At 65.2% G+C, this 18,701-nt stretch carries 14 protein-coding genes; 5 read left to right on the top strand and 9 right to left on the bottom strand.

What is annotated here, in order from left to right; genetic code table 11:
- Window positions 1–66: 66 nt before the first annotated feature.
- Window positions 67–1,752: an asparagine synthase B gene (gene asnB, locus BCV67_RS03210; RefSeq protein WP_062166443.1), complete on the bottom strand. Its 1,686-nt coding sequence runs from the start codon at window positions 1,750–1,752 to the stop codon at window positions 67–69.
- A gap of 360 nt (window positions 1,753–2,112) precedes the next feature.
- Here asnB and BCV67_RS03215 point away from each other — a divergent pair, with 360 nt between their 5' ends.
- Window positions 2,113–3,009 carry a tetratricopeptide repeat protein gene (locus BCV67_RS03215; RefSeq protein WP_065868023.1) on the top strand — a complete coding sequence of 299 codons (897 nt, stop codon included), beginning with the start codon at window positions 2,113–2,115 and terminating at the stop codon, window positions 3,007–3,009.
- Between the two features lie 97 nt (window positions 3,010–3,106).
- Window positions 3,107–3,793, top strand: coding sequence for a pentapeptide repeat-containing protein (locus BCV67_RS03220; protein ID WP_062166445.1), 687 nt, complete (start codon window positions 3,107–3,109; stop codon window positions 3,791–3,793).
- Window positions 3,794–3,931: 138 nt separating this feature from the next.
- Here BCV67_RS03220 and BCV67_RS03225 read toward each other — a convergent pair whose 3' ends face one another.
- The 8 genes from BCV67_RS03225 to map form a co-directional block, all read right to left on the bottom strand.
- Window positions 3,932–4,627 carry a L,D-transpeptidase gene (locus BCV67_RS03225; protein WP_062166446.1) on the bottom strand — a complete coding sequence of 232 codons (696 nt, stop codon included), beginning with the start codon at window positions 4,625–4,627 and terminating at the stop codon, window positions 3,932–3,934.
- Window positions 4,628–4,783: 156 nt separating this feature from the next.
- Window positions 4,784–5,053, bottom strand: a complete 270-nt coding sequence (locus tag BCV67_RS03230; RefSeq protein ID WP_062166447.1) for a hypothetical protein — start codon at window positions 5,051–5,053, stop codon at window positions 4,784–4,786.
- Between the two features lie 323 nt (window positions 5,054–5,376).
- Window positions 5,377–8,259 carry a diguanylate cyclase domain-containing protein gene (locus tag BCV67_RS03235; protein WP_172837719.1) on the bottom strand — a complete coding sequence of 961 codons (2,883 nt, stop codon included), beginning with the start codon at window positions 8,257–8,259 and terminating at the stop codon, window positions 5,377–5,379.
- Window positions 8,260–8,316: 57 nt separating this feature from the next.
- Window positions 8,317–9,444, bottom strand: a complete 1,128-nt coding sequence (gene dapE, locus BCV67_RS03240) for a succinyl-diaminopimelate desuccinylase (protein WP_062166449.1) — start codon at window positions 9,442–9,444, stop codon at window positions 8,317–8,319.
- Between the two features lie 62 nt (window positions 9,445–9,506).
- Complete coding sequence (locus BCV67_RS03245; protein ID WP_062166450.1) at window positions 9,507–9,863, bottom strand: Spx/MgsR family RNA polymerase-binding regulatory protein; 357 nt, start codon at window positions 9,861–9,863, stop codon at window positions 9,507–9,509.
- A gap of 277 nt (window positions 9,864–10,140) precedes the next feature.
- Window positions 10,141–11,199 carry a 2,3,4,5-tetrahydropyridine-2,6-dicarboxylate N-succinyltransferase gene (dapD, locus tag BCV67_RS03250; protein ID WP_062166451.1) on the bottom strand — a complete coding sequence of 353 codons (1,059 nt, stop codon included), beginning with the start codon at window positions 11,197–11,199 and terminating at the stop codon, window positions 10,141–10,143.
- Complete coding sequence (locus BCV67_RS03255; RefSeq protein WP_062166452.1) at window positions 11,199–13,838, bottom strand: [protein-PII] uridylyltransferase; 2,640 nt, start codon at window positions 13,836–13,838, stop codon at window positions 11,199–11,201. The genes dapD and BCV67_RS03255 overlap by 1 nt, the downstream gene beginning before the upstream one ends.
- Entirely contained in the window at window positions 13,835–14,611 is a 777-nt protein-coding gene (gene map / locus BCV67_RS03260; protein ID WP_062166453.1) for a type I methionyl aminopeptidase, read from the bottom strand. Before map ends, BCV67_RS03255 begins: the two co-directional genes overlap by 4 nt.
- 371 nt (window positions 14,612–14,982) lie before the next feature.
- On the opposite strand from map, the gene BCV67_RS03265 reads away from it, so the two are divergent.
- From BCV67_RS03265 to BCV67_RS03275, 3 genes are read left to right on the top strand one after another with little or no spacing between them, the layout of a single operon-like run.
- The gene (locus tag BCV67_RS03265) at window positions 14,983–15,495 is read left to right on the top strand and encodes a Csu type fimbrial protein (protein ID WP_062166454.1); all 513 of its coding nucleotides are present in this window, start codon (window positions 14,983–14,985) and stop codon (window positions 15,493–15,495) included.
- Window positions 15,496–15,508: 13 nt separating this feature from the next.
- Window positions 15,509–16,330: a fimbrial biogenesis chaperone gene (locus tag BCV67_RS03270; protein WP_172837720.1), complete on the top strand. Its 822-nt coding sequence runs from the start codon at window positions 15,509–15,511 to the stop codon at window positions 16,328–16,330.
- Window positions 16,287–18,644, top strand: coding sequence for a fimbria/pilus outer membrane usher protein (locus BCV67_RS03275; RefSeq protein ID WP_062166456.1), 2,358 nt, complete (start codon window positions 16,287–16,289; stop codon window positions 18,642–18,644). Before BCV67_RS03270 ends, BCV67_RS03275 begins: the two co-directional genes overlap by 44 nt.
- The last annotated feature ends 57 nt before the right edge of the window (window positions 18,645–18,701 follow it).

An 18,701-nucleotide genomic window follows, 5' to 3' on the forward strand; every position in this document is an offset into this window, starting at 1 on the left:
GCCCCGGGCGCCGTCTCGGCAGCGCCCGGGCGTACAGCCCGCATCACCCGGGCCGTGGCTGCTCAATCAACCGGCCAGGGCCTGCTCGTGGACGCCGGCAACCGCGCGGCCGGAAGGGTCGGCCATGCTGGCGAAGCTGGCATCCCAGGCAATCGCCGCCGGCGACGAGCAGGCAATCGACTTGCCGCCCGGCACGGTTTCCGAGGCCGCATGGCTGGGGAAGAACTGCTCGAACACGTGGCGGTAGTAATAGGCTTCCTTGGTCTGTGGCGGGTTGTGCGGGAAGCGCTTGTCGGCTGCTGCCAGCACGCGGTCACTGACCTGCTCCTCGGCATGCGCCTTCAAGCCATCGATCCAGCCATAGCCGACGCCGTCACTGAACTGCTCCTTCTGCCGCCACAGAATCTCCTTCGGCAGATAGCCCTCGAAGGCTTCGCGCAGCACGGCTTTCTCGATGCGGCCACTGGCCTTGTCGACCATCTTGTGGCGCGCATCCATCTTCATCGCCACATCAAGGAACTCGCGGTCCAGGAACGGAACGCGTGGCTCCACGCCCCAGGCCATCATCGACTTGTTGGCACGCAGGCAATCGTAGTTGTTCAGTGCATCGAGCTTGCGCACCAGCTCTTCGTGGAACTCGCGTGCGTTCGGTGCCTTGTGGAAGTACAGATAGCCACCGAAGATTTCATCACTGCCTTCGCCGGACAGCACCATCTTCACCCCCATCGCCTTGATGCGCCGCGCCAGCAGGAACATCGGCGTCGATGCGCGGATGGTGGTGACGTCATAGGTCTCGACGTGGCGGATCACTTCCGGCAAGGCGTCCAGGCCTTCCTCGAAGGTGTATTCAAAACCGTGATGGACGGTGCCCAGCATTTCCGCGGCCACCTTGGCCGCAGCCAGATCCGGTGAGCCCTTCAGGCCGATGGCGAAGCTGTGCAGGCGCGGCCACCAGGCCTCGCTCTTGCCGTCATCCTCGATGCGGTGGCGCGCATAGCGTGCGGCAACCGCCGCCACCAGTGACGAATCCAGGCCGCCGGACAGCAGTACGCCATAAGGCACATCGGTCATCAGCTGGCGGTGCACGGCGCGCTCGAAGGCCTCACGCAGCTCGGCCAGCGACACATCCACACCGTCAACCGCTTCGTAGTCGCGCCACGGGCGCTCGTAGTACTTGCTCAGCGTATCGGTGCTGCTGTCATACCAGTGACCTGGCGGGAACTGCGCCACGTCGGCACAGGTATCGGACAGCGATTTCATCTCGGAGGCCACGCACAGCCGGCCCTGCTTGTCATGGCCCCAGTACAGCGGCACCACACCGATCGGGTCGCGGGCAATGATCACGCGCTGCTTGGCGCGGTCCCACAGGGCAAACGCGAAAATGCCGTTGAGCCTGTTCAAGTACGAGGCCGGTTCGTCTTCCCGGTACAGCGCATTGATCACTTCACAGTCCGAACCGGTCTGGAAAGCATAGGGCTGGGTCAGCTCCTTCTTCAGCTCCTGATGGTTGTAGATCTCGCCGTTGACTGCCAGTGCCAACTGGCCGTCGTCCGAAAGCAGCGGCTGCGAGCCGCCGGCCGGGTCGACGATGGCCAGGCGCTCGTGCACCAGGATGGCGCCGTCGTCGACGTAGACGCCGCTCCAGTCCGGGCCGCGATGGCGCTGGCGCTGTGATTGTTCGAGCGCCTGCCGACGCAGCGCCTGCAGGTCGTCACCGGGTTGCAGGCCAAAAATGCCGAAGATGGAACACATGGGAAAGCTCCTGGGTTGTGTGGGGCAAACAGTCGAAGCAACGGCTTGGAGACCTGCAGCCGCTTGGTGTTCCCGCCCGGCCATAAAAAAACCCGCATCAGCCGATGCGGGTTTTCTGGTGTCCTGAGCGTGTTGCCTGTTCTAGCTCTGGTCGCAGTCCCGCAGTGGCCGCGCACGATTATTCGCGCGCAGATTATTGCGGTTGTTATTGTTGACGGCGGTGGCCAGGAACGAGGACATGGCGCTGACCGTAGCCCTGTTTCGGCGGCCGCGCAACTGTTGCTTTGGCAACCGATTCAGCAGCGGGGCCGGCGCGCTCCGCGATAATCGCCGGCCACCTGCCCCCGGACGCCCTGCCGCATGCCCCGCCTCACGCCCCGCGTGCTGTTGTACGCCCTGCCGTTGTTCACCCTGCTCGGCTGCGCGTCCATACCCGCCAGCCGTCCGCCCAGCGACACCGAGCGCGAGGCGCTGTCCGCCGCCGCCGATGGCCAGTTCGATTCGGCCATGCAGGTCGCCAGGATGTACCAGGCCTGGAACGACGTGCGGGCGCTGGACTGGTACGCACGCGCAGCCGCGATACCGCCGCGGACGCACCGCAGCACCGCCGCCGAACGCCAACTGGGTTCGATCCTGGAGCGTGGCCGCCTCGACAGTGGCGACGAACCTCAGAAGCCGGAGGACGTGCGCTTCAAACCCTCGCCTCGCAAGGCATTGCGTTGGTACCACAGCGCCGCCTACCACGGCTCGCCGTATGCCATGGACGATCTGGCACGCTGGTACGAACGCCAGGGCGACATGGCCGGCGCATTGCGCTGGCGGCTACGCTCGGCGGTGTACATGCGCGAGTTGTACAAGCTGGACGCGCTGCGCGGGGCCACCCGCGCCTCCACCGAAGCGGCACGTCTTGCCGGCGATCGGCCGTCCACCAACGCCGCCATCGCTCGCATCCAGCGCCTCGCCGCACGCGGCGATGCCGAGGCCCAGGTCGACCTCGGCGCCCTGCATGAAGCCGGCATCGGCATGCCCCAGGACATGAGCGAGGCGCTGCGCTGGTACCAGCGCGCTGGCGAACAAGGCAATGTCTACGGCCAGTACTTCAGCGGGCTGGCGCTGGGTCGGGGCAGCAAGGGCCTGCAGAAGGATGAGGCTGCAGCAGCGGCATGGTTTGCACGTGCCAATGCGCAGGAGTTCTATATGGCCGAGGAATCCTACTGGCGCAAAGCCATCGCGCCACCGTTCTTCATCTTCGAATAGCGCATACCAGCCGGTACACATAAGCCGCGCGGCGACAAGACTGCTCCGGCCCGGCAATGTCGCGCAGAATTACGCGCTTGCACCCGCAGAGTTGAACATGACCGACACCGCTACTTTTCGCGAAGAAACCATCGACCGCACACGCATGCAGCAGATCATCCGCGCGCATCCACGTGCGGCGGTGTTCGAGTCCTGCATCTTGGACGAGGGCGATTTCTCGCGGCTGGACATGGACGGCTACCAGTTCAACCAGTGCTCGTTGACCCGCGCAAACTGGCTGGCGGCCTCGCTGGAAGAAAGCCGATGGCAGAAGTGCCGGGGCAGCCACTGCGATTTCAGCTCGGCTCAACTCAGTGATTCGCGTTTCGATCACTGCGACCTCAACAACAGCTTCTGGCGGCGCGCCACGCTGTCGTCGGTGCAGTTCAAGGACTGCAAGCTCACCGGCGCACACCTGCAGGAAGTCAGCGGTTGGGCGCTGGAGTTCCGCGACTGCCTGCTGGTCAGCGCTGACCTGCGCGGGCTGTCATTCCGCAAGGCGCAGCTGGAGGGCATGGACTTTTCCGATGCCGACCTGTCCGGCTGCGACTTCCGCGACGCGGTTTTCAGCGGCGGCAGCCTGCGCAACGCGCAGACCAAGCTGACCCGCTTTGAAGGCGCCGACCTGCGCGATACCGATATCAGCGGGCTCAATGTGATGGACGCGAAGTACTTCAAGAAAGCGGTGATCTCGCAGCGGCAGGCTGCGGCGGTGCTGGCTTCATTCGGCTTGATTGTTGCCTAGGCATTCACGCCTGTGCCGTGGCCCACCGACCTTGTTGGCCACGCGATGACGCATTGGCTGTTGCTGATTGGCTGTTGACTGGCGGCAACGCTGGGCCGCAGCGTCGCCGCATACCTGAGGGACTACGCCGCGCACCGCTCAACGTTGCGATGCCGAGCGCTTTTCCGTGCTGCCCTGCGTCGCCGCGCGGCTTTTCGCGAACTCTGGAAAGGTATCTGCCAGCGACGCGGTGTCGGGCAGGATGTAGAACACGCCGCCGCGTTCGAATGTCGGCTGGATGATGTGTTCGTAGAACTCGGGCGACAGGTTGATGCAGCCGTGCGTGACGCGGTTGTCGTCCGGCGTGGGCGAGGCCAGCCGTTCGACGCGGCGCTCGGCGGGCACGCCGGTGGCAGTCGGGTGGATGGAGACTGCAGATTCGTAGTCCACCCACAAGACACGGCCGGCGTCGATGGACGGGCCGTAGCCGCCAATGAAACGGCCGGCAGGTGTGGTGCGATCACGGCCGGGAATTTCGCGAAGCGCGAGGCCTGCGACACCGGGCGCGGTATGGTCGCCAGCGGCCGAGCCAAAAAGCGCCGGCGCGGCGCCACGAAGCCGGCCGTCGCCGCTGAACACCAGTACCTGTGCTGCCGCCTTGTCCATGACCGCAAACGGATAACCTTGGTTGTCCTTGCTTGCGACAACCCAGCCTGCAAGTTCGATCACCGTGTCGGAGACTTCCTGGCCGGGCGGTAGCTCATCGACCGCCGCTGCAGGCTGTGCGGTGCCCTCCTGCGCGACGGCCACGCCAACGCTGGCGAACGCCAGCGCGACGGCCAGTGCACCGTGGATGGCCCGGACTGCGAGGTGTGTGTGCGTACGGATGGGACGCTTCCTTCAAGTTGGAATCAAGATGAAACAAAGGCCATCTGGCCGAAGGAGTCCAGTGGCCAGCAACGGCCACCGGGTCCCGGATGTCAGTTCGACATCACCATTGCTGGAAGGCGATCAACCGCGCGGCGTACGACGCGGTGCCCGTTCAAGCTGCTGGACGCGACCTTCGATTTGATCCAGCCGTTGGTTGGCCTGCTGTGCGGATTGATTGGCCGATTCGGCGCTCTGTGCGGCGCCCTGCACCTTGGTGTCGAGTTGATCGAGGCGTGAGTTGATGCCCGCAAACTCTTCTTTGTAGGTTGCGCAAGAAGCAAGACTTGCGGTGACGACAACAGCCATGCCGAGCGAACGTGCCATTACCCAATGTTGTTTGGTCATAATCATTCCACTCCCTCCTTCGTCTGGGGAGACTGGAATATAGCGGCCTTTCGCGAAGGCGGCGTCATCCGCTTTCAGCTGAGGTTTGACTACGTAGAGGGAGGGTGAAGATGCGGCGCAGCATGATATTTCCGCGTGAAATCATCACTTTTCAGTGCAGCGTGCAGCCTTTGATTGACTGTTTTCGCGCCCACGTCCGGAACCAAACTGAACTGTACACATTGTGCCGAAGAGTCCAATTCCGGCCTGCGGATTTCCGAACGCGAACAGGTCATTACACGGATGCTGCCCACAGATCTGGGTCACAGAAAGCGGACCAGACCAATGCTTCAGCACGGCCCTATCAGACCGGCAATCTCCACCCGGTTACGACCTTCGCGTTTGCTCCGGTAGAGCGCCTGGTCGGCGCAGCGCACCAGCGCCATCGGGTCTTCCTCCAGCACCGGCACCGCAATCGCGATACCGATGCTGATCGTCACCCGCTGACCCGCAGCACCACTGACCTGCTCCACCGCACTGCGTAGCCGCTCACCGCGCGCCTGCGCTGCCTGCTGGTCACAGCCTGGCAGTATCAACACGAATTCCTCACCGCCGTAACGTGCCACCAGCGCATCGGCCTCCTGCACCTGCGCGGCCAGCGTCTGCGCGACGCGCCGCAATTGCAGGTCGCCGATATGGTGGCCGTGGGTGTCGTTGAACTGCTTGAAGTGATCCACATCGATCATCATCACCGCCAACGGTTGCTGCCGCTGCGCGCAGCGTTGCCATGCATGCGCCAGGGCATTGTCCATCGCGTGCCGGTTGGCGATACCGGTGAGGCCGTCGGTTGCCGCCAGCGCGGAAAGGCGGAGATTGGCGCGTTGCAGCTCGGCCGTGCGCTCGTTGATCCTGTGCTCCAACAGCCGGTTCCGCGCGTTGATGCCGCGGGTGCGCAGTCGCACCACGATCAGCAGGAACAGAACCCCTGCCACGCCAAAGGCCGCGCGTACCCAGCCACGCTGGTACCAGAACGGTGCCACCTGCAGCCGATAATCCATTGTCTCGGTCGGCGTACCGCCCAGCACCCGTGCCTGCAACTGGAAGGTATAGGCACCGGCCGGCAAACGCTGGTAGGTCAGCTCACGGCCAGCGGCCCACAGCGACCAGTCATCGTGGTAGCCGGGCATGCGGTAGCGGAATTCGACTTCGGGCTCCATGCTCTGCACGCCAAAACGCAAGGCCAGGCCAGCGCCGGCCGGCAAGCGCTGCACGGCGTGTGGCAACAGCGGCAGCAACACCGGCGGATGGTTCGGCCCCTGCAGTTCAATGCGGTCCAACCGCGCCTGCGGTGATGCGGTGGCGGCTTCTGCGGCGACGGGATCCAACTGCAATACGCTGTCACGGGTGACCACCCGCAGTTGTCCGTCAGCGTGCGAGGCAACGCTCATGAAGCCGGGCACTCGACTGTCGCTGACCTGCTGCAGCCGGAACGCGCTGGCACCAGGCTTACGCCACCACAGCTGGCGTGCCGTCCACGCAAAGCTGCCCTGCGGCGTGTCCCGCCCCTCCAACTCCGAGGGCGCAAGCAGCCCCGCCAGCGGTGGCAACGTGGCGGCCACAAACCGCTCGCCCTGCAGCTGCCGCACCTGCCCGCCGGAGATCGCATACAGCACGCCGGCGCTGCGGAACAAATGGGTGCCTTGCCCAGCGGCAACGGGCAGGCCCTGTTCGCTGCCATGGCGTTGGTTGCCGAGCAGTTCGCCGCTGGCCGGATTGAAACGCCAGCGATGCGCGCCGCCGTTGGCATCACCGGCCCACACCTCGCCCGGCGCAACTTCGTACAGGCCGTCAGCCGCGTGCATGCCGGTTTTCCATTGCGCCAGCACCTGCCAACGTTGATGTCGCTGGCCGAGCACGATGATTCTGTCTTTGGCCATGGCGAACACCCGGCCGGCGTCGAATGCCGAAGGCAGCAGCGTGCTGATGCTGTCGCCCAATACCGCAGGCAGCAGCCGCCGTGGCTGCACCTGTCCCGGGCCGAGCACCGCAAGCCCATAGCGGTCACCGATCAGCAACCCGGCCTCCGTCCCTTCCAGCGCAAAGGTTTCCAGGTCCCGTCGCGGCCATTGCAGCTGCGCGAACAGCGGCGTACCCGCCACAGATGGCCGTGCACTCCATACGCCCATGCTCGCCACCCACAGGCGGCCGTCATACCAGGTGCTGTCGAAGATACGGCCGCTCAGGCCGTGCAGGCGTCCGTAGCGCGTCCAGGGCAATGACCAGCGCAGGCGGGCGACCCCGTTTTCACCGGACACCCACACCGCGCCATCGGCGTCCTCCACCAGGTCATGCATCTCGCCGGCACAGGCGGCGAAGCTGTCGAGCAGGCGCAGGCCGGGCGAGAAGCGCATGAGGGTGCCGTCGAAGCTGCCCACCGCAAAACCCCCATCGGCCAAGGCAATGCCGGTGTAGGGCTCGTGCAGGCGAAAGACCGCATCCGCGTCCGTATCGAGCTTGCGCACGCGCTTGCCATCACTGAAATGGAAACCATCGGCAGCCGCGAACAGCAGGCCGCCGCGATACGGCCAGGCCGCCGGCACGCGCAGCGCTGCCAATGACTGGGTGCCTTCGACCAGCACCGTACCGGCCGCCTCGACGCGGTACAGGCCCTGCCCGGCAACCCGGAAATAAACGTGGTCACCGGCCACCAGCGGACGTGAGCCGGCGCCGGTGGGCAGTGGCTGGCGGCTGGTGTTGCCGTCCTTGTCGAGCACGTACAGGGCGCCTGCGCTCACTGCATGCACGCCACGCGAGGTTTCGCCCAGCGAATAGACCTCCACCGGCGCCTGCACCAGGCCCGCGCTGGCCAGCCGGGGCAGCAGATCGACAAAGACATGGGTGCCATCGGCGCGCCGCCGCAGCTGGCCGAATACACCGGCACCGCCGACATACAGGCTGCCATCGCGCGCCAGCATGATCGAGTACACCGGCGCCTCGCCGGCTGCTTCCAGCAGCTCCCATACGCCACTGCGGAAGAGCATTACCCCTTCGCCACTGGCGGCATACAGGCTGCCATCGCGGGCGACCACTACGCTTGGGTAGGTCGGCGAGGCCGGCAGCTGGCTGGCACCAAACTGGCGCAGCAAGGGCAAGCCATGCATCGCGGTGGTGGCGTGCGCGAATGGCATCACGCACAGCAACACGAAGGCCATCAGCCCATTACGGAACCCCATTTGAAGCCTGTCCATCTCGCCCCCCCCGGCAAGATTGTGCGCCTGCACCGTAACAGCTCAGTCCAGAAGTTTTTCGATCAGCTTCCGATAAAGGTCTGGTAGCACCTGCAGATCAGCCACGCGCACATTCTCATCGACCTGGTGGATGCTGGCATTCACCGGCCCCACCTCGATGCACTGCGCACCCAACGGGGCGATGAAGCGGGCATCTGAGGTGCCACCACCGGTGCTTTCCTCGGGCGCGGCGCCGGCAAACCCGGCCAGCACCTCACGGGCCACGCTGCGCAGGCGGCCTTCCGGGGTGTAGAACGGCTCGCCACTGCGGTGCCAATCCAGCGTGTAATCCAGGCCGTGACGGTCGAGCAGTGCGCCGATCTCGGCTTCCAGCTTTTCCGCATTCCAGTGCGGGTTGTAGCGCAGGTTGAACATCACCTGCAGCTCGCCCGGGATCACATTGTTGGCACCGGTACCGCCATTGATGTTGGAAATCTGCAGGCTGGTGGACGGGAAGCTTTCGTAGCTATCATCCCAATGCCGGGCGGTGAGCTCAGCCAGGGCCGGCGCGGCCAGGTGAATGGGATTCCTCGCCTTTTCCGGATAGGCGACATGGCCTTGCACACCCTTGATGCGCAGCTTGGCCGACAGGCTGCCGCGACGGCCAACGCGCAGCAGGTCGCCGAGCGTGGCGGTCGACGAGGGCTCGCCGGTAATGCACCAGTCGATGCCCTGCCCGCGCTCGACAAAGAGTTTGGCAACATGGCGTACGCCATCGATGGCATCGCCCTCCTCGTCGCTGGTCAGCAGCACCGCCAGCGTACCGGGGTGGTTGGGGTGGGCGGCAACAAACTGCTCGGCGGCGACCACGAAGGCGGCGACGCTGCCTTTCATGTCGGCGGCACCACGCCCGTACAGCACGCCATCGCGCACTTCCGGCTTGAACGGATCACTGCTCCAGGCCTCGACCGGGCCGGTCGGCACCACGTCGGTGTGGCCGAGCAGCACCAGCACCGGCGCGCCGCTGCCATGGGTCGCCCAGAGATTGTCGACCTCGCCCAGGCGCAGGTGCTCGCAGTTGAAGCCGGCGGCGTTGAGGCGTTCGGCGATCAGCTGCTGGCAGCCGGCGTCTTCGGGGGTTACCGAGGGGCGGGCGATCAGATCGCAGGTCAGGGCGAGTACGTCGTTCATGGCGGCCTTATGGATCGGTGGCTTCGCGGCTCAGGCCGCTCCCACGTTTACTGGAGGGCGGATCAGGCGATGTTGAAGCGGGCCTTGAAGCCGTTGTCGCTGAAACCCTGGCTCAACGTACCGTCATCGGTGATGACCAGCGGGCGCTTGATCAGCTGCGGGTATTCGCGCAGCAGCAGCTTCCACTCGGCATCGGACGCGGGCGACTTGCGGCTGTCCGGCAGCTGCCGCCAGGTGGTCGACGACTTGTTGACCATCGCCGCGAAACCGCCGGCCTTGTCGGCCCACTCCAGCAGCGTTTCCGGGCTGGGCTTGTTGTCGCGGTAATCGACAAAGGTGTAGGCGACATTGAAGCGGTCCAGCCACTTGCTGGCTTTCTTGCAGGTGTCGCAGTTTTTCAATCCGTAGAGTGTGGTCATGGTTCAAAGCTCGCGGTGATCTGCTCCCCTCTCCCGCTTGCGGGGCGAACCCGAGTCGTTTGCGAACCAATGGTTCGCGACTCGGAGAGCGCCTTCGCGTCAACGCGAGGGCCGGGGCACAGAGTGGGGGCTGGGGGTGAGGGAAGCTTCCAGCTCGTATTGCCAACCGAAGCTTCTACCAAGCCAGGCAAGAGCGAAGCAAGAACTCCCCTCATCCGCCCTTCGGGCACCTTCTCCCGCACGCGGGAGAAGGGAACAGCCTGGCTATCGGCTTTGTTTAGTCCGCCAACCCGCGCAGCAGATCATTGACGCTGGTCTTGCTGCGGGTCCTGGCGTCCACCTGCTTGACGATCACCGCGCAGTACAGCGAATGCGTGCCGTCCTTGGACGGCAGCGAGCCGCTGACCACCACGCTGTAAGGCGGCACATAGCCATAGGTCACTTCGCCGGTGGCGCGGTTGTAGATGCGGGTGCTCTGGCTCAGGAATACGCCCATGCCGATCACGCTGTGGTGGCCGACAACCACGCCTTCCACCACTTCCGAACGGGCACCGATGAAGCAATGGTCCTCGATGATGGTCGGGCTGGCCTGCAGCGGCTCGAGCACGCCACCGATGCCGGCACCGCCGGACAGGTGGCAGTGCTTGCCGATCTGCGCGCAGGAACCAACGGTGGCCCAGGTATCAACCATGGTGCCCTCGCCCACGTGCGCGCCGATGTTGGTGAAGCTCGGCATCAGCACCACGTCCTTGCCGAAGTGCGTGCCGCGGCGCGCGATCGCACCCGGAACCACGCGCACGCCGGCCTGGCGGAACGCGGCTTCGTCATAACCTTCAAAGCGCGACTCGACCTTGTCCCAGAACGGCGCCGGGCTGCCATCCATCACCGCCATGTCGTTGACACGGAAGTACAGCAGCACCGCCTTCTTCAGCCATTCGTTGACCTTCCAGCCACCGTTGCCATCCGGCTCGGCAACACGGAATTCGCCCGATTCCAGCCCGTCGATCACGCGGTTGACCAGCGCGCGGGTCGAGCCTTCGATCTCGTCCATGGTCAGCATGCTGCGGCGCTCGAAGGCGCTTTCAATGCTGAACTTGAGCTCGGCCACACCCGGTGCCGGCGGCTTGCGCAGGCTGCGCGGGCCGACCGACGGCGTCGCCGGCTTGACCGGCTTGGATTTGGCAGCTGCAACCTTCTTGGCCGCTGCCTTGACCGCCTTTGCAACGGGCTTGGCGGCCGGCTTGGTCAGCGCTGCCGCCGTCTTCTTCGGCGCAGCCTTGGCCTTGCTGGCGGTCTTGCTGGTAACGGTCTTCTTGGTTGCGGGCTTGCTTGCCATCAGTGGGGGTCTCCTGGCGTGTTGTCGGGATCCAGGCAGGCCAGCAATGCGTCACGCAAAGCCTGCATGGAGATTTCGGTAAGGGGGGTGTCGTGACGGTCGGTGAGCTGGAACTGATCCTCGGCGCGCTCGCCGAAGGTGGCAATGCGCGCATCCTGCACACGCAGCCGCTGGTCACGCAGCACATGTGCCACGTCGGCCAGCAGCCCGGGGCGGTCCGGGGCCACCAGGTTCAGCACGGTGCGGCCTTGATGGCTGGCGTCCAGGAACTCGATGCGCGGAGCGAAACGGAAATGCTTGAGCTGGCGTGGCATCACCCGCCGCGAAGGCCGCAGCGCCAGAATGTTGCCGGACAGCGCTTTGCGCAGCACCGCTTCCAATCGTGCGGCGTTGCCATCGGCGAAGCTGCCTGCAGGCGTCACTTCGAAGGTATCGAAAATGGTGTCGTCCGGGCCATCGAGCACCCGCGCACGGTGGATGCCGTAGCCGGCGCGGTCCAGCGTCATCACGATGGCGGCAAACATGCCGTCGCGGTCCGGCGAGTGCACGAACACTTCCAGCGCATCGCTCTCCGGCGTGATCCGCCGCACCTTGACCAGAGTGCCGCCCTTGTGGATCTCCACCAGCGAGGCGGCCTGCCACACCAGTTGCTCGGGGCGGAAGCGCACGAAGCTCTCGTCGGGCATAGCCGCGAACTGGCGGTCGATCACCGCATCGGCATGGCCGAGCAGGCGCATCTGTTCGCGCACGTTGTCGCGCGCTTCCTGCACCCGCTCCGCCTCCGGCAACGGATGCTCCAGGCCCTCGCGCAGCGCGCGGCGGGTGGCGAAATACAGGTCGGCCAGCAGCCGGTCCTTCCATGCGTTCCACATCTTGGGACTGGTGCCGGCAATATCGGCGCAGGTCAGCAGATAGAGATAATCGAGCCGATCACGGTCACCGACCAAGCCGGCAAATCGATGAATCACGTCCGGGTCGGTGATGTCCTGCTTCTGCGCGGTGATCGACATGCGCAGGTGCTGTTCCACCAGCCAGGCCACCAGCTCGGTATCCGATGTGCTCAGGCCATGTGCGCTGCAGAATTCCCGCGCGTCCACCGCACCCAGTTCGGAATGGTCACCGCCACGGCCCTTCGCGATGTCGTGGAACAGACCGGCCAGCAGCAGCAGTTCCGGCTTGCGCAGGCGTGGCCACACTTCATGGGCGATGGAGAAACGTTCATCGGCGCGGCCACTGGCGAACAAGGCCATGTTCCGCAGCACCATCAAGGTGTGCTGATCCACCGTGTAGACGTGGAACAGGTCGAACTGCATGCGCCCGGAAACCGCCGCGAATGCGGGTATCCACTGCCCCAGCACGCCCAACCGGGCCATGCGCGCCAGCGTATCCACCGCACGCGGGCCACGCAGCAAGGCCATGAACTGCTCGCGGACACTGTCGTCAACGGCCGAATAGGCGGGAATTTCGTCCAGCATCTCAGCCAGGCCGCGCGCGGTCATCGAATGCAGGCCGCGCACATCGGGGGTGCGCGCCCAGCACGCGAACAACGCGAAGATGCTGCTGATGTCGCCATGCGGCCACATCGGGTCGTCGGCGGAGAGATAGCCGCGCCGCAGCGAGAAACCCGCATCCACCGGCAGCGGCGTTGCTTCACCGTCGAACTGCTCTTCAAAGCGCTGCAGCAGGCGGTCGCTGATGCGGCGGATCACCGTCGCACTGCGATAGAAGCCCTGCATCATCTTTTCCACGCCCAGGCTTTCGGCGTCATCGCCAAAGCCCATGCGTGCTGCCAGCGCTTTCTGGTAGTCGAAGCGCAGCCGTTCTTCCGGCCGTTGTGCCACCAGGTGCAGGCCGAAGCGCAGCTGCGCCAGCACCAGCCGTTCACGCTTGAGCGCAGCGGCTTCATCCAGGCCCAGATGGCCCAGCCCGACCAGTGCATCGATGTTGCTGACGCCAAAGGCGCGTAGTGCCATCCAGCCCAGCGTATTGAGATCGCGCAGACCGCCCGGGCCATCCTTGATGTCCGGCTCGAGGTTGTCGGCGGTGTCACCAAAGCGCTGGTGACGGGCCAGCAGCTCTTCGCGCTTGGCCAGGAAATATTCTCGCGGCGGCCATACCAGGCTCGGCGCGATCGCCCGCGCCAGCCCGTGCTGGGCGGTTGCGTCCGCCACCAGCGGGCGCGCTTCGATCAAGGCGGTCAATACCGTCTGGTCGGCGGCGGCGTGCACACATTGCGCGGCCGAACGCACCGCGTGGCTGGCCGGCAGGCCTGCGTCCCACAGCAGCGCGAACAGGCGCGCCAGCGTGGCTTCGTGGCGTTGCTGTACGTCATTTTCGGCCAGCACCAGCAGGTCGATGTCCGAGCGCGGGAACAACTCGCCACGGCCATAGCCGCCTACCGCGAACAAGGCCAGCCCGGCGCCGGCAGGAACGCAGCGTTGCCAGGCTTCAATGATCAGCTGGTCGACCGCGCGCGTGCGTAGCCCGAGCAGGCGCTCGACGTTGTCGGCCTGCTCGAAGCGCTTGCCGAGGCGCGCATCGGTATGGGCAAGCGACTGCCGTGCATCGGCAGCCCATTGCACGTCACCGGCGGAATCGGCCGGCGTGTCCAGACTCGGGCCCGCCGGCTGTGAAATCATGCCTGCGCGGTTTCAGCCGGTGACAACGTCAATACCTCAACGCCGTCTTCGGTCACTGCGATCATGTGTTCCCACTGTGCCGAGAGCTTGCGGTCCTTGGTCACCACGGTCCAGCCATCGGGCAGCACCTTGGTGTAACGGGTGCCCTCGTTGATCATCGGCTCGATGGTGAAGGTCATGCCCGGCTTCAACACCAGGCCCTGGCCCGGACGGCCGTAATGCAGCACCTGCGGCTCGTCGTGATAGACCTTGCCGATGCCGTGGCCGCAGTACTCGCGCACCACGCTGAAGCGTTCGCCTTCGGCGTATTCCTGGATCGCGTGGCCCACATCGCCCAGGGTTGCGCCCGGCTTGACCGCACGGATGCCGCGCCACATGGCTTCCTTGGTGGTTTCCACCAGGCGCTTGGCCATCACCGACGGCGTGCCGACGTAATACATGCGGCTGGTATCACCGTGCCAGCCATCCTTGATGACGGTCACGTCGATATTGATGATGTCGCCATCCTTGAGCACCTTGGCTTCACTGGGAATGCCATGGCAGATGACGTTGTTGACCGAGGTGCACACGGTCTTGGGGAATCCGCGGTAGCCCACATTGGCCGGGACGGTGCCCTGCACATTGATGATGTGGTCGTTGCAGATGCGGTCCAGCTCTTCGGTGGTGACGCCGGGCTTGACGTGCGGAGCGACGATGTCGAGCACCTCGGCCGCCAGACGGCCAGCGATGCGCATCTTCTCGATTTCTTCGGGGGTTTTCAGTTGGATTGCCATGCGTCGATTATCCCCCATTTGGGCTATTTCGCTAAGTATTTCACATTAATGAACGCGAAACCGGCTCGTTGGCCGGCCCGTTTCCCCGAAGCTGAGTTCCACTTGCATGGCCTCCGTCGATGGCGTCGATAGGCGCTTTCCATACGCATGCGAATCGTCTTAATCCGAGCCACCGAAGCCGCCAAAACCCAGTTAAAACAACGCTAATTTGGCGCACGCGCATCACAGAAAAACCCGCCTTGGGACATATCTCATACCCCTCACCGGTGGCCTGAGAACAGACTCAATCCGCACCTGCCACATCGTGTTTGCCGCAAGCCGGCCCGCACGGAACAGGACAGGCGCGCTGTCTTTTCCCCCAAGGATTCACCATGAAACTTCGCAACGTCCCCCTGTTCGCCTTCATCGCCGCCACTGCCTTTGCCGGTGCCGCCCACGCAGCGACAGACACCACGCAGTTCCAGGTCAAGATCACCATCACCGAGTCCTGCGACGTGCACACCGTCAACGCCAGCGACATCGACTTCGGCACCCACGTGCGCTCCACCGGCGCCACTCCGATCGACAACCAGGGCGCGCTGCAGCTCAACTGCAGCCGCGGCACGCCCTATCAGATCGCACTGGACCCCGGCCTCAACGCCAGCAGCCCGACCGCCGCCGCCGACAACCGGCGCATGACCAATGCCGATGGCGGGCTGGTGCCCTACGGCCTGTACCGCGACGCCGCCCGCACCCAGTTCTGGGGCCGGGTACTGGGAACCAACACCGTGGCCGGCACCGGCACCGCCGCGCAGCAGTCGATTCCGGTCTATGGCCGGGTAGCCAGCACCGATGTCCCCGCAGGTGTGTACCTGGATACGGTCACCGCGACCGTTACCTACTGATCAGGCCAGCCCCATGAACCATCGCCACCCGCGCAGTTTGCGGGTGGCGAGCCTGGCCCGGCTCGCCACCGTATTAGCTGCACTGTTACCTGCACTATTACTTGCACTCCCTTTGCTGACGTCCTTCCCCAGCAACGCCGGCAACCTGCAGGTCGCCCCCATCCTGCTTGAGTTTGCCAATACCCAGCCTTCGCAGACCCTGTGGCTGACCAATTCCGGAACCGAAGCCCTGCGCGCCCAGGTGCGGGTACAGCACTGGACCCAGCAAGACGGACAGGAGCACCTGCAGACCAGTGATGGCCTGCTCGCCAGCCCGCCCTTGGTGGACATCGCCCCCGGCCAATCGCAATTGGTACGCATCGTCCAGCCACAGCCGGGCAAGCACGCCGGCGAACAGGCGTTCCGGCTGACGATAGACGAGGTACCAACCGCTACCAGCAGCGCGAGCTCAAGTCTGCGCTTCCTGCTGCGCTACTCCATCCCGGTGTTCGTGTTGCCAACCGGGGCGACGCCGCAGCTGGAACGCAGCGGCAAACGCCAGCGCACCGATGCCACCCAGCTGCAGGGTCACTGGCAGGCAAGCAACGATCACGCCGCCCTGGTCCTGCACAACCACGGCAGGCAGCGCATCCGCATCAGCCAGCTGAGCTGGATCCCCACGTCCGGCCCGCCCATCGAAATCACCCCTGGCCTGCTTGGCTACGTGCTGGCAGGCCAGCAGATGCGCTGGACGCTCCCCTTGCCCGGGCCCTTGCCCGCCGACGGCTTACTCCACGCCAGGCTCAATGACGATGTCGACCCACAAGCCCTGCCGCAGGTCGCTGCTGAGCATTAGCCTCGGGCTTGCCGCTGCCGGGTTTGCCTGCTCACCGGCCCCAGCCGGAGAGCGCACGGCAGTACCCGCAACGGCGACCGAGGACTACACCCTGCTGCTGCAAACCAGCATCAATCAGGCCGATACAGGCCAGTTGACGCCCTTCGTGGTCCGCCAGCAAACCCTGCTCGCGAGCCCGCGGAGCCTGCGCCAGCTCGGGCTCAGGCTGCCGCCCGAACTCGACGAGCCGGCATTGATCCCGCTGCCGGCGCTGGCTGGGGTCAGCAGTGACTACGACGCGGCCCGGCAACGCATCAACCTGCAGGTGCCGCTGTCGATGCTGGACCGCCCGCCCACCCACAGGGATCTGCGCCGCATGGACTCGCCACGTCCCGATCCGCTTCAACGCAGCGCCGGTGGCGTGCTCAATTACGACCTTCATGCCCGCCACGATGGCAGTGACACCAGCCTGAGCAGCTTCAGCGAACTGCGCCTGTTCGGCCTGGGCAGCGGCACCGGCAGCACCGCGCTTGCCCACGTCTTCAGCAACGGCCGCACCCACAGCACCCGCCTGGACAGCAGCTGGCAGCTGGACTGGCGCGATGCCATGGTCAGCCTCAGCGTGGGCGACAGCATCAGCGCAGCGCACGAATGGACGCGTGCCTTGCGCTTGGGCGGTGTGCGGGTGTCGCGCAACTTTTCCCTGCAGCCGTATCGCCTGACCACACCGCCTGCGTCCTTTGCCGGTGAAGCCATCCTGCCTTCGACCGTGGATCTGTATATCGACGGCATCCGCCAATCCAGCCAGCAGTTGCCGCCCGGCCGTTTCCAGCTGGACAGCAACCCCTCGCTCAATGGCGCTGGCCAGGCCAGGCTGGTTGTCACCGACATCACCGGGCAAAGCCAGACCCTGGACTTCGCCCTGTACGGCACGCCGCACCTGCTGCAGGCCGGGCTGGCGGACTGGTCATTGGAGCTGGGCGCCATCCGCCGCGATTACGGCCTGCATTCTTTTGTCTACGGCAATCATCCGGTTGCCAGCGCCAGCCTGCGTTACGGGCTGTATGACAGCCTGACCCTGCAGGCGCATGCCGAAGGCAGCCGCGGCATCCAGCAAGCCGGCGCAGGCACGGTGCTGCTGCTCGGACGCCGCGGCGGAGTGCTCAGCGGCTCACTGGCCGGTAGCCGCGCGGGCAAGCTGGGCGGCCACCAATACGGGCTGGGTTATCAATGGAGCGCTCGCCAGTTCAGTATCTCCGCCAGCAGCCTGCGCCGCAGTGCGGGCTACCGCGATGTGGCCGCAGTGCATGAGCAGGCCACCCTGCCACGCCGCAGCGAGCAGGCATTTGCCGGCTTCGGCACTGCGGCTGGCCAGTTCAGCCTCAGCTATGTTGTCCAAGACCATCCCGAGCTGCCGCGCAGCCGCTATGCCGGTGTGAACTGGTCACACGCGCTCAGCAACAATGCGCACCTGAGCGTCAGCGTGAATCGCGATCTCAGCGATAAACGCGGCGATAGCGCGTTCGCCTACTGGTCGCAGCCACTGGCCCGCCATACCAGCAGAAGCGCTTCTCTCCGCCATGGCCGCAACGGCAATCAGCTGTCGCTGGAAGCCAATCACACCGCCAGCGCGCCTGCTGCAATCGGTTGGCGTGCGCAGATCAGCAGTGGCGAACAGCAGCATGGCCTGCGCGCGGAAATCAACCAGCGCGGCTTGCGCGGGCAATGGTCGGCAGGCCTCGAGCATGACCGCGCCGAAACCCGCCACACCCAGACCTATGCCAGCGGCAGCGGCGCCCTGGCCTGGATAGGCGGGCGGTTGCACACACTGCCACGTGTGGATGATGCGTTCGTGCTGGTCTCCACCGCGGGCGTTGCCGAGGTGCCGGTGCTGCTCGACAACCGCAGCATTGGCAGCACCAACAAGCACGGTCAGCTGGTGGTATCCCAGCTCAGCGCCTGGCAGCGCAACCAACTGTCCATTGATCCACAGCATCTACCGGCCGACATGCAGCTGGACCGCACCAGCGCGGAGGTGGTGCCGGAAACCCGCCGCGGCGTGCAGGTGGTCTTTCCGATGCGACGCACGCTTGCGCTGCATTTCGGTGTGCGCGACCGCGATGGCCAATGGCTGCCAGCGGGCAGCCGCATCAGCGTGCAAGCCCCCGGCCATCTACCCACAAGCAGCGTCGTCGGCCACGAAGGCAAGCTGTATCTGCTTGATCCACCACCGCAGTCGCGCCTGCACTTTGCGGACGGTCAATGCAGCGCCCACTTGCCCGTTGCCCCTGCAAGCGAAGGCAGGATCAACCTCGAGGACGTGATATGCGAATAGTTGGCGAAACCAGGCCTGGGACACCCGGCAGGCAGTCTCCAAAGCGCAGCAGACCCT

The sequence above is a fragment of the Stenotrophomonas nitritireducens genome, from assembly GCF_001700965.1.
GTDB lineage: Bacteria > Pseudomonadota > Gammaproteobacteria > Xanthomonadales > Xanthomonadaceae > Stenotrophomonas > Stenotrophomonas nitritireducens_A.

Excerpts from the sequence above, each read along its gene's own strand:
- asnB (WP_062166443.1), bottom strand. The coding sequence starts at position 1,752 with ATGTGTTCCATCTTCGGCATTTTTGGCCTGCAACCCGGTGACGACCTG.
- BCV67_RS03215 (WP_065868023.1), top strand. The coding sequence starts at position 2,113 with ATGCCCCGCCTCACGCCCCGCGTGCTGTTGTACGCCCTGCCGTTGTTC.
- BCV67_RS03220 (WP_062166445.1), top strand. The coding sequence starts at position 3,107 with ATGACCGACACCGCTACTTTTCGCGAAGAAACCATCGACCGCACACGC.
- BCV67_RS03230 (WP_062166447.1), bottom strand. The coding sequence starts at position 5,053 with ATGATTATGACCAAACAACATTGGGTAATGGCACGTTCGCTCGGCATG.
- BCV67_RS03235 (WP_172837719.1), bottom strand. The coding sequence starts at position 8,259 with ATGGGGTTCCGTAATGGGCTGATGGCCTTCGTGTTGCTGTGCGTGATG.
- dapE (WP_062166449.1), bottom strand. The coding sequence starts at position 9,444 with ATGAACGACGTACTCGCCCTGACCTGCGATCTGATCGCCCGCCCCTCG.
- BCV67_RS03245 (WP_062166450.1), bottom strand. The coding sequence starts at position 9,863 with ATGACCACACTCTACGGATTGAAAAACTGCGACACCTGCAAGAAAGCC.
- dapD (WP_062166451.1), bottom strand. The coding sequence starts at position 11,199 with ATGGCAAGCAAGCCCGCAACCAAGAAGACCGTTACCAGCAAGACCGCC.
- BCV67_RS03255 (WP_062166452.1), bottom strand. The coding sequence starts at position 13,838 with ATGATTTCACAGCCGGCGGGCCCGAGTCTGGACACGCCGGCCGATTCC.
- map (WP_062166453.1), bottom strand. The coding sequence starts at position 14,611 with ATGGCAATCCAACTGAAAACCCCCGAAGAAATCGAGAAGATGCGCATC.
- BCV67_RS03265 (WP_062166454.1), top strand. The coding sequence starts at position 14,983 with ATGAAACTTCGCAACGTCCCCCTGTTCGCCTTCATCGCCGCCACTGCC.
- BCV67_RS03270 (WP_172837720.1), top strand. The coding sequence starts at position 15,509 with ATGAACCATCGCCACCCGCGCAGTTTGCGGGTGGCGAGCCTGGCCCGG.
- BCV67_RS03275 (WP_062166456.1), top strand. The coding sequence starts at position 16,287 with ATGTCGACCCACAAGCCCTGCCGCAGGTCGCTGCTGAGCATTAGCCTC.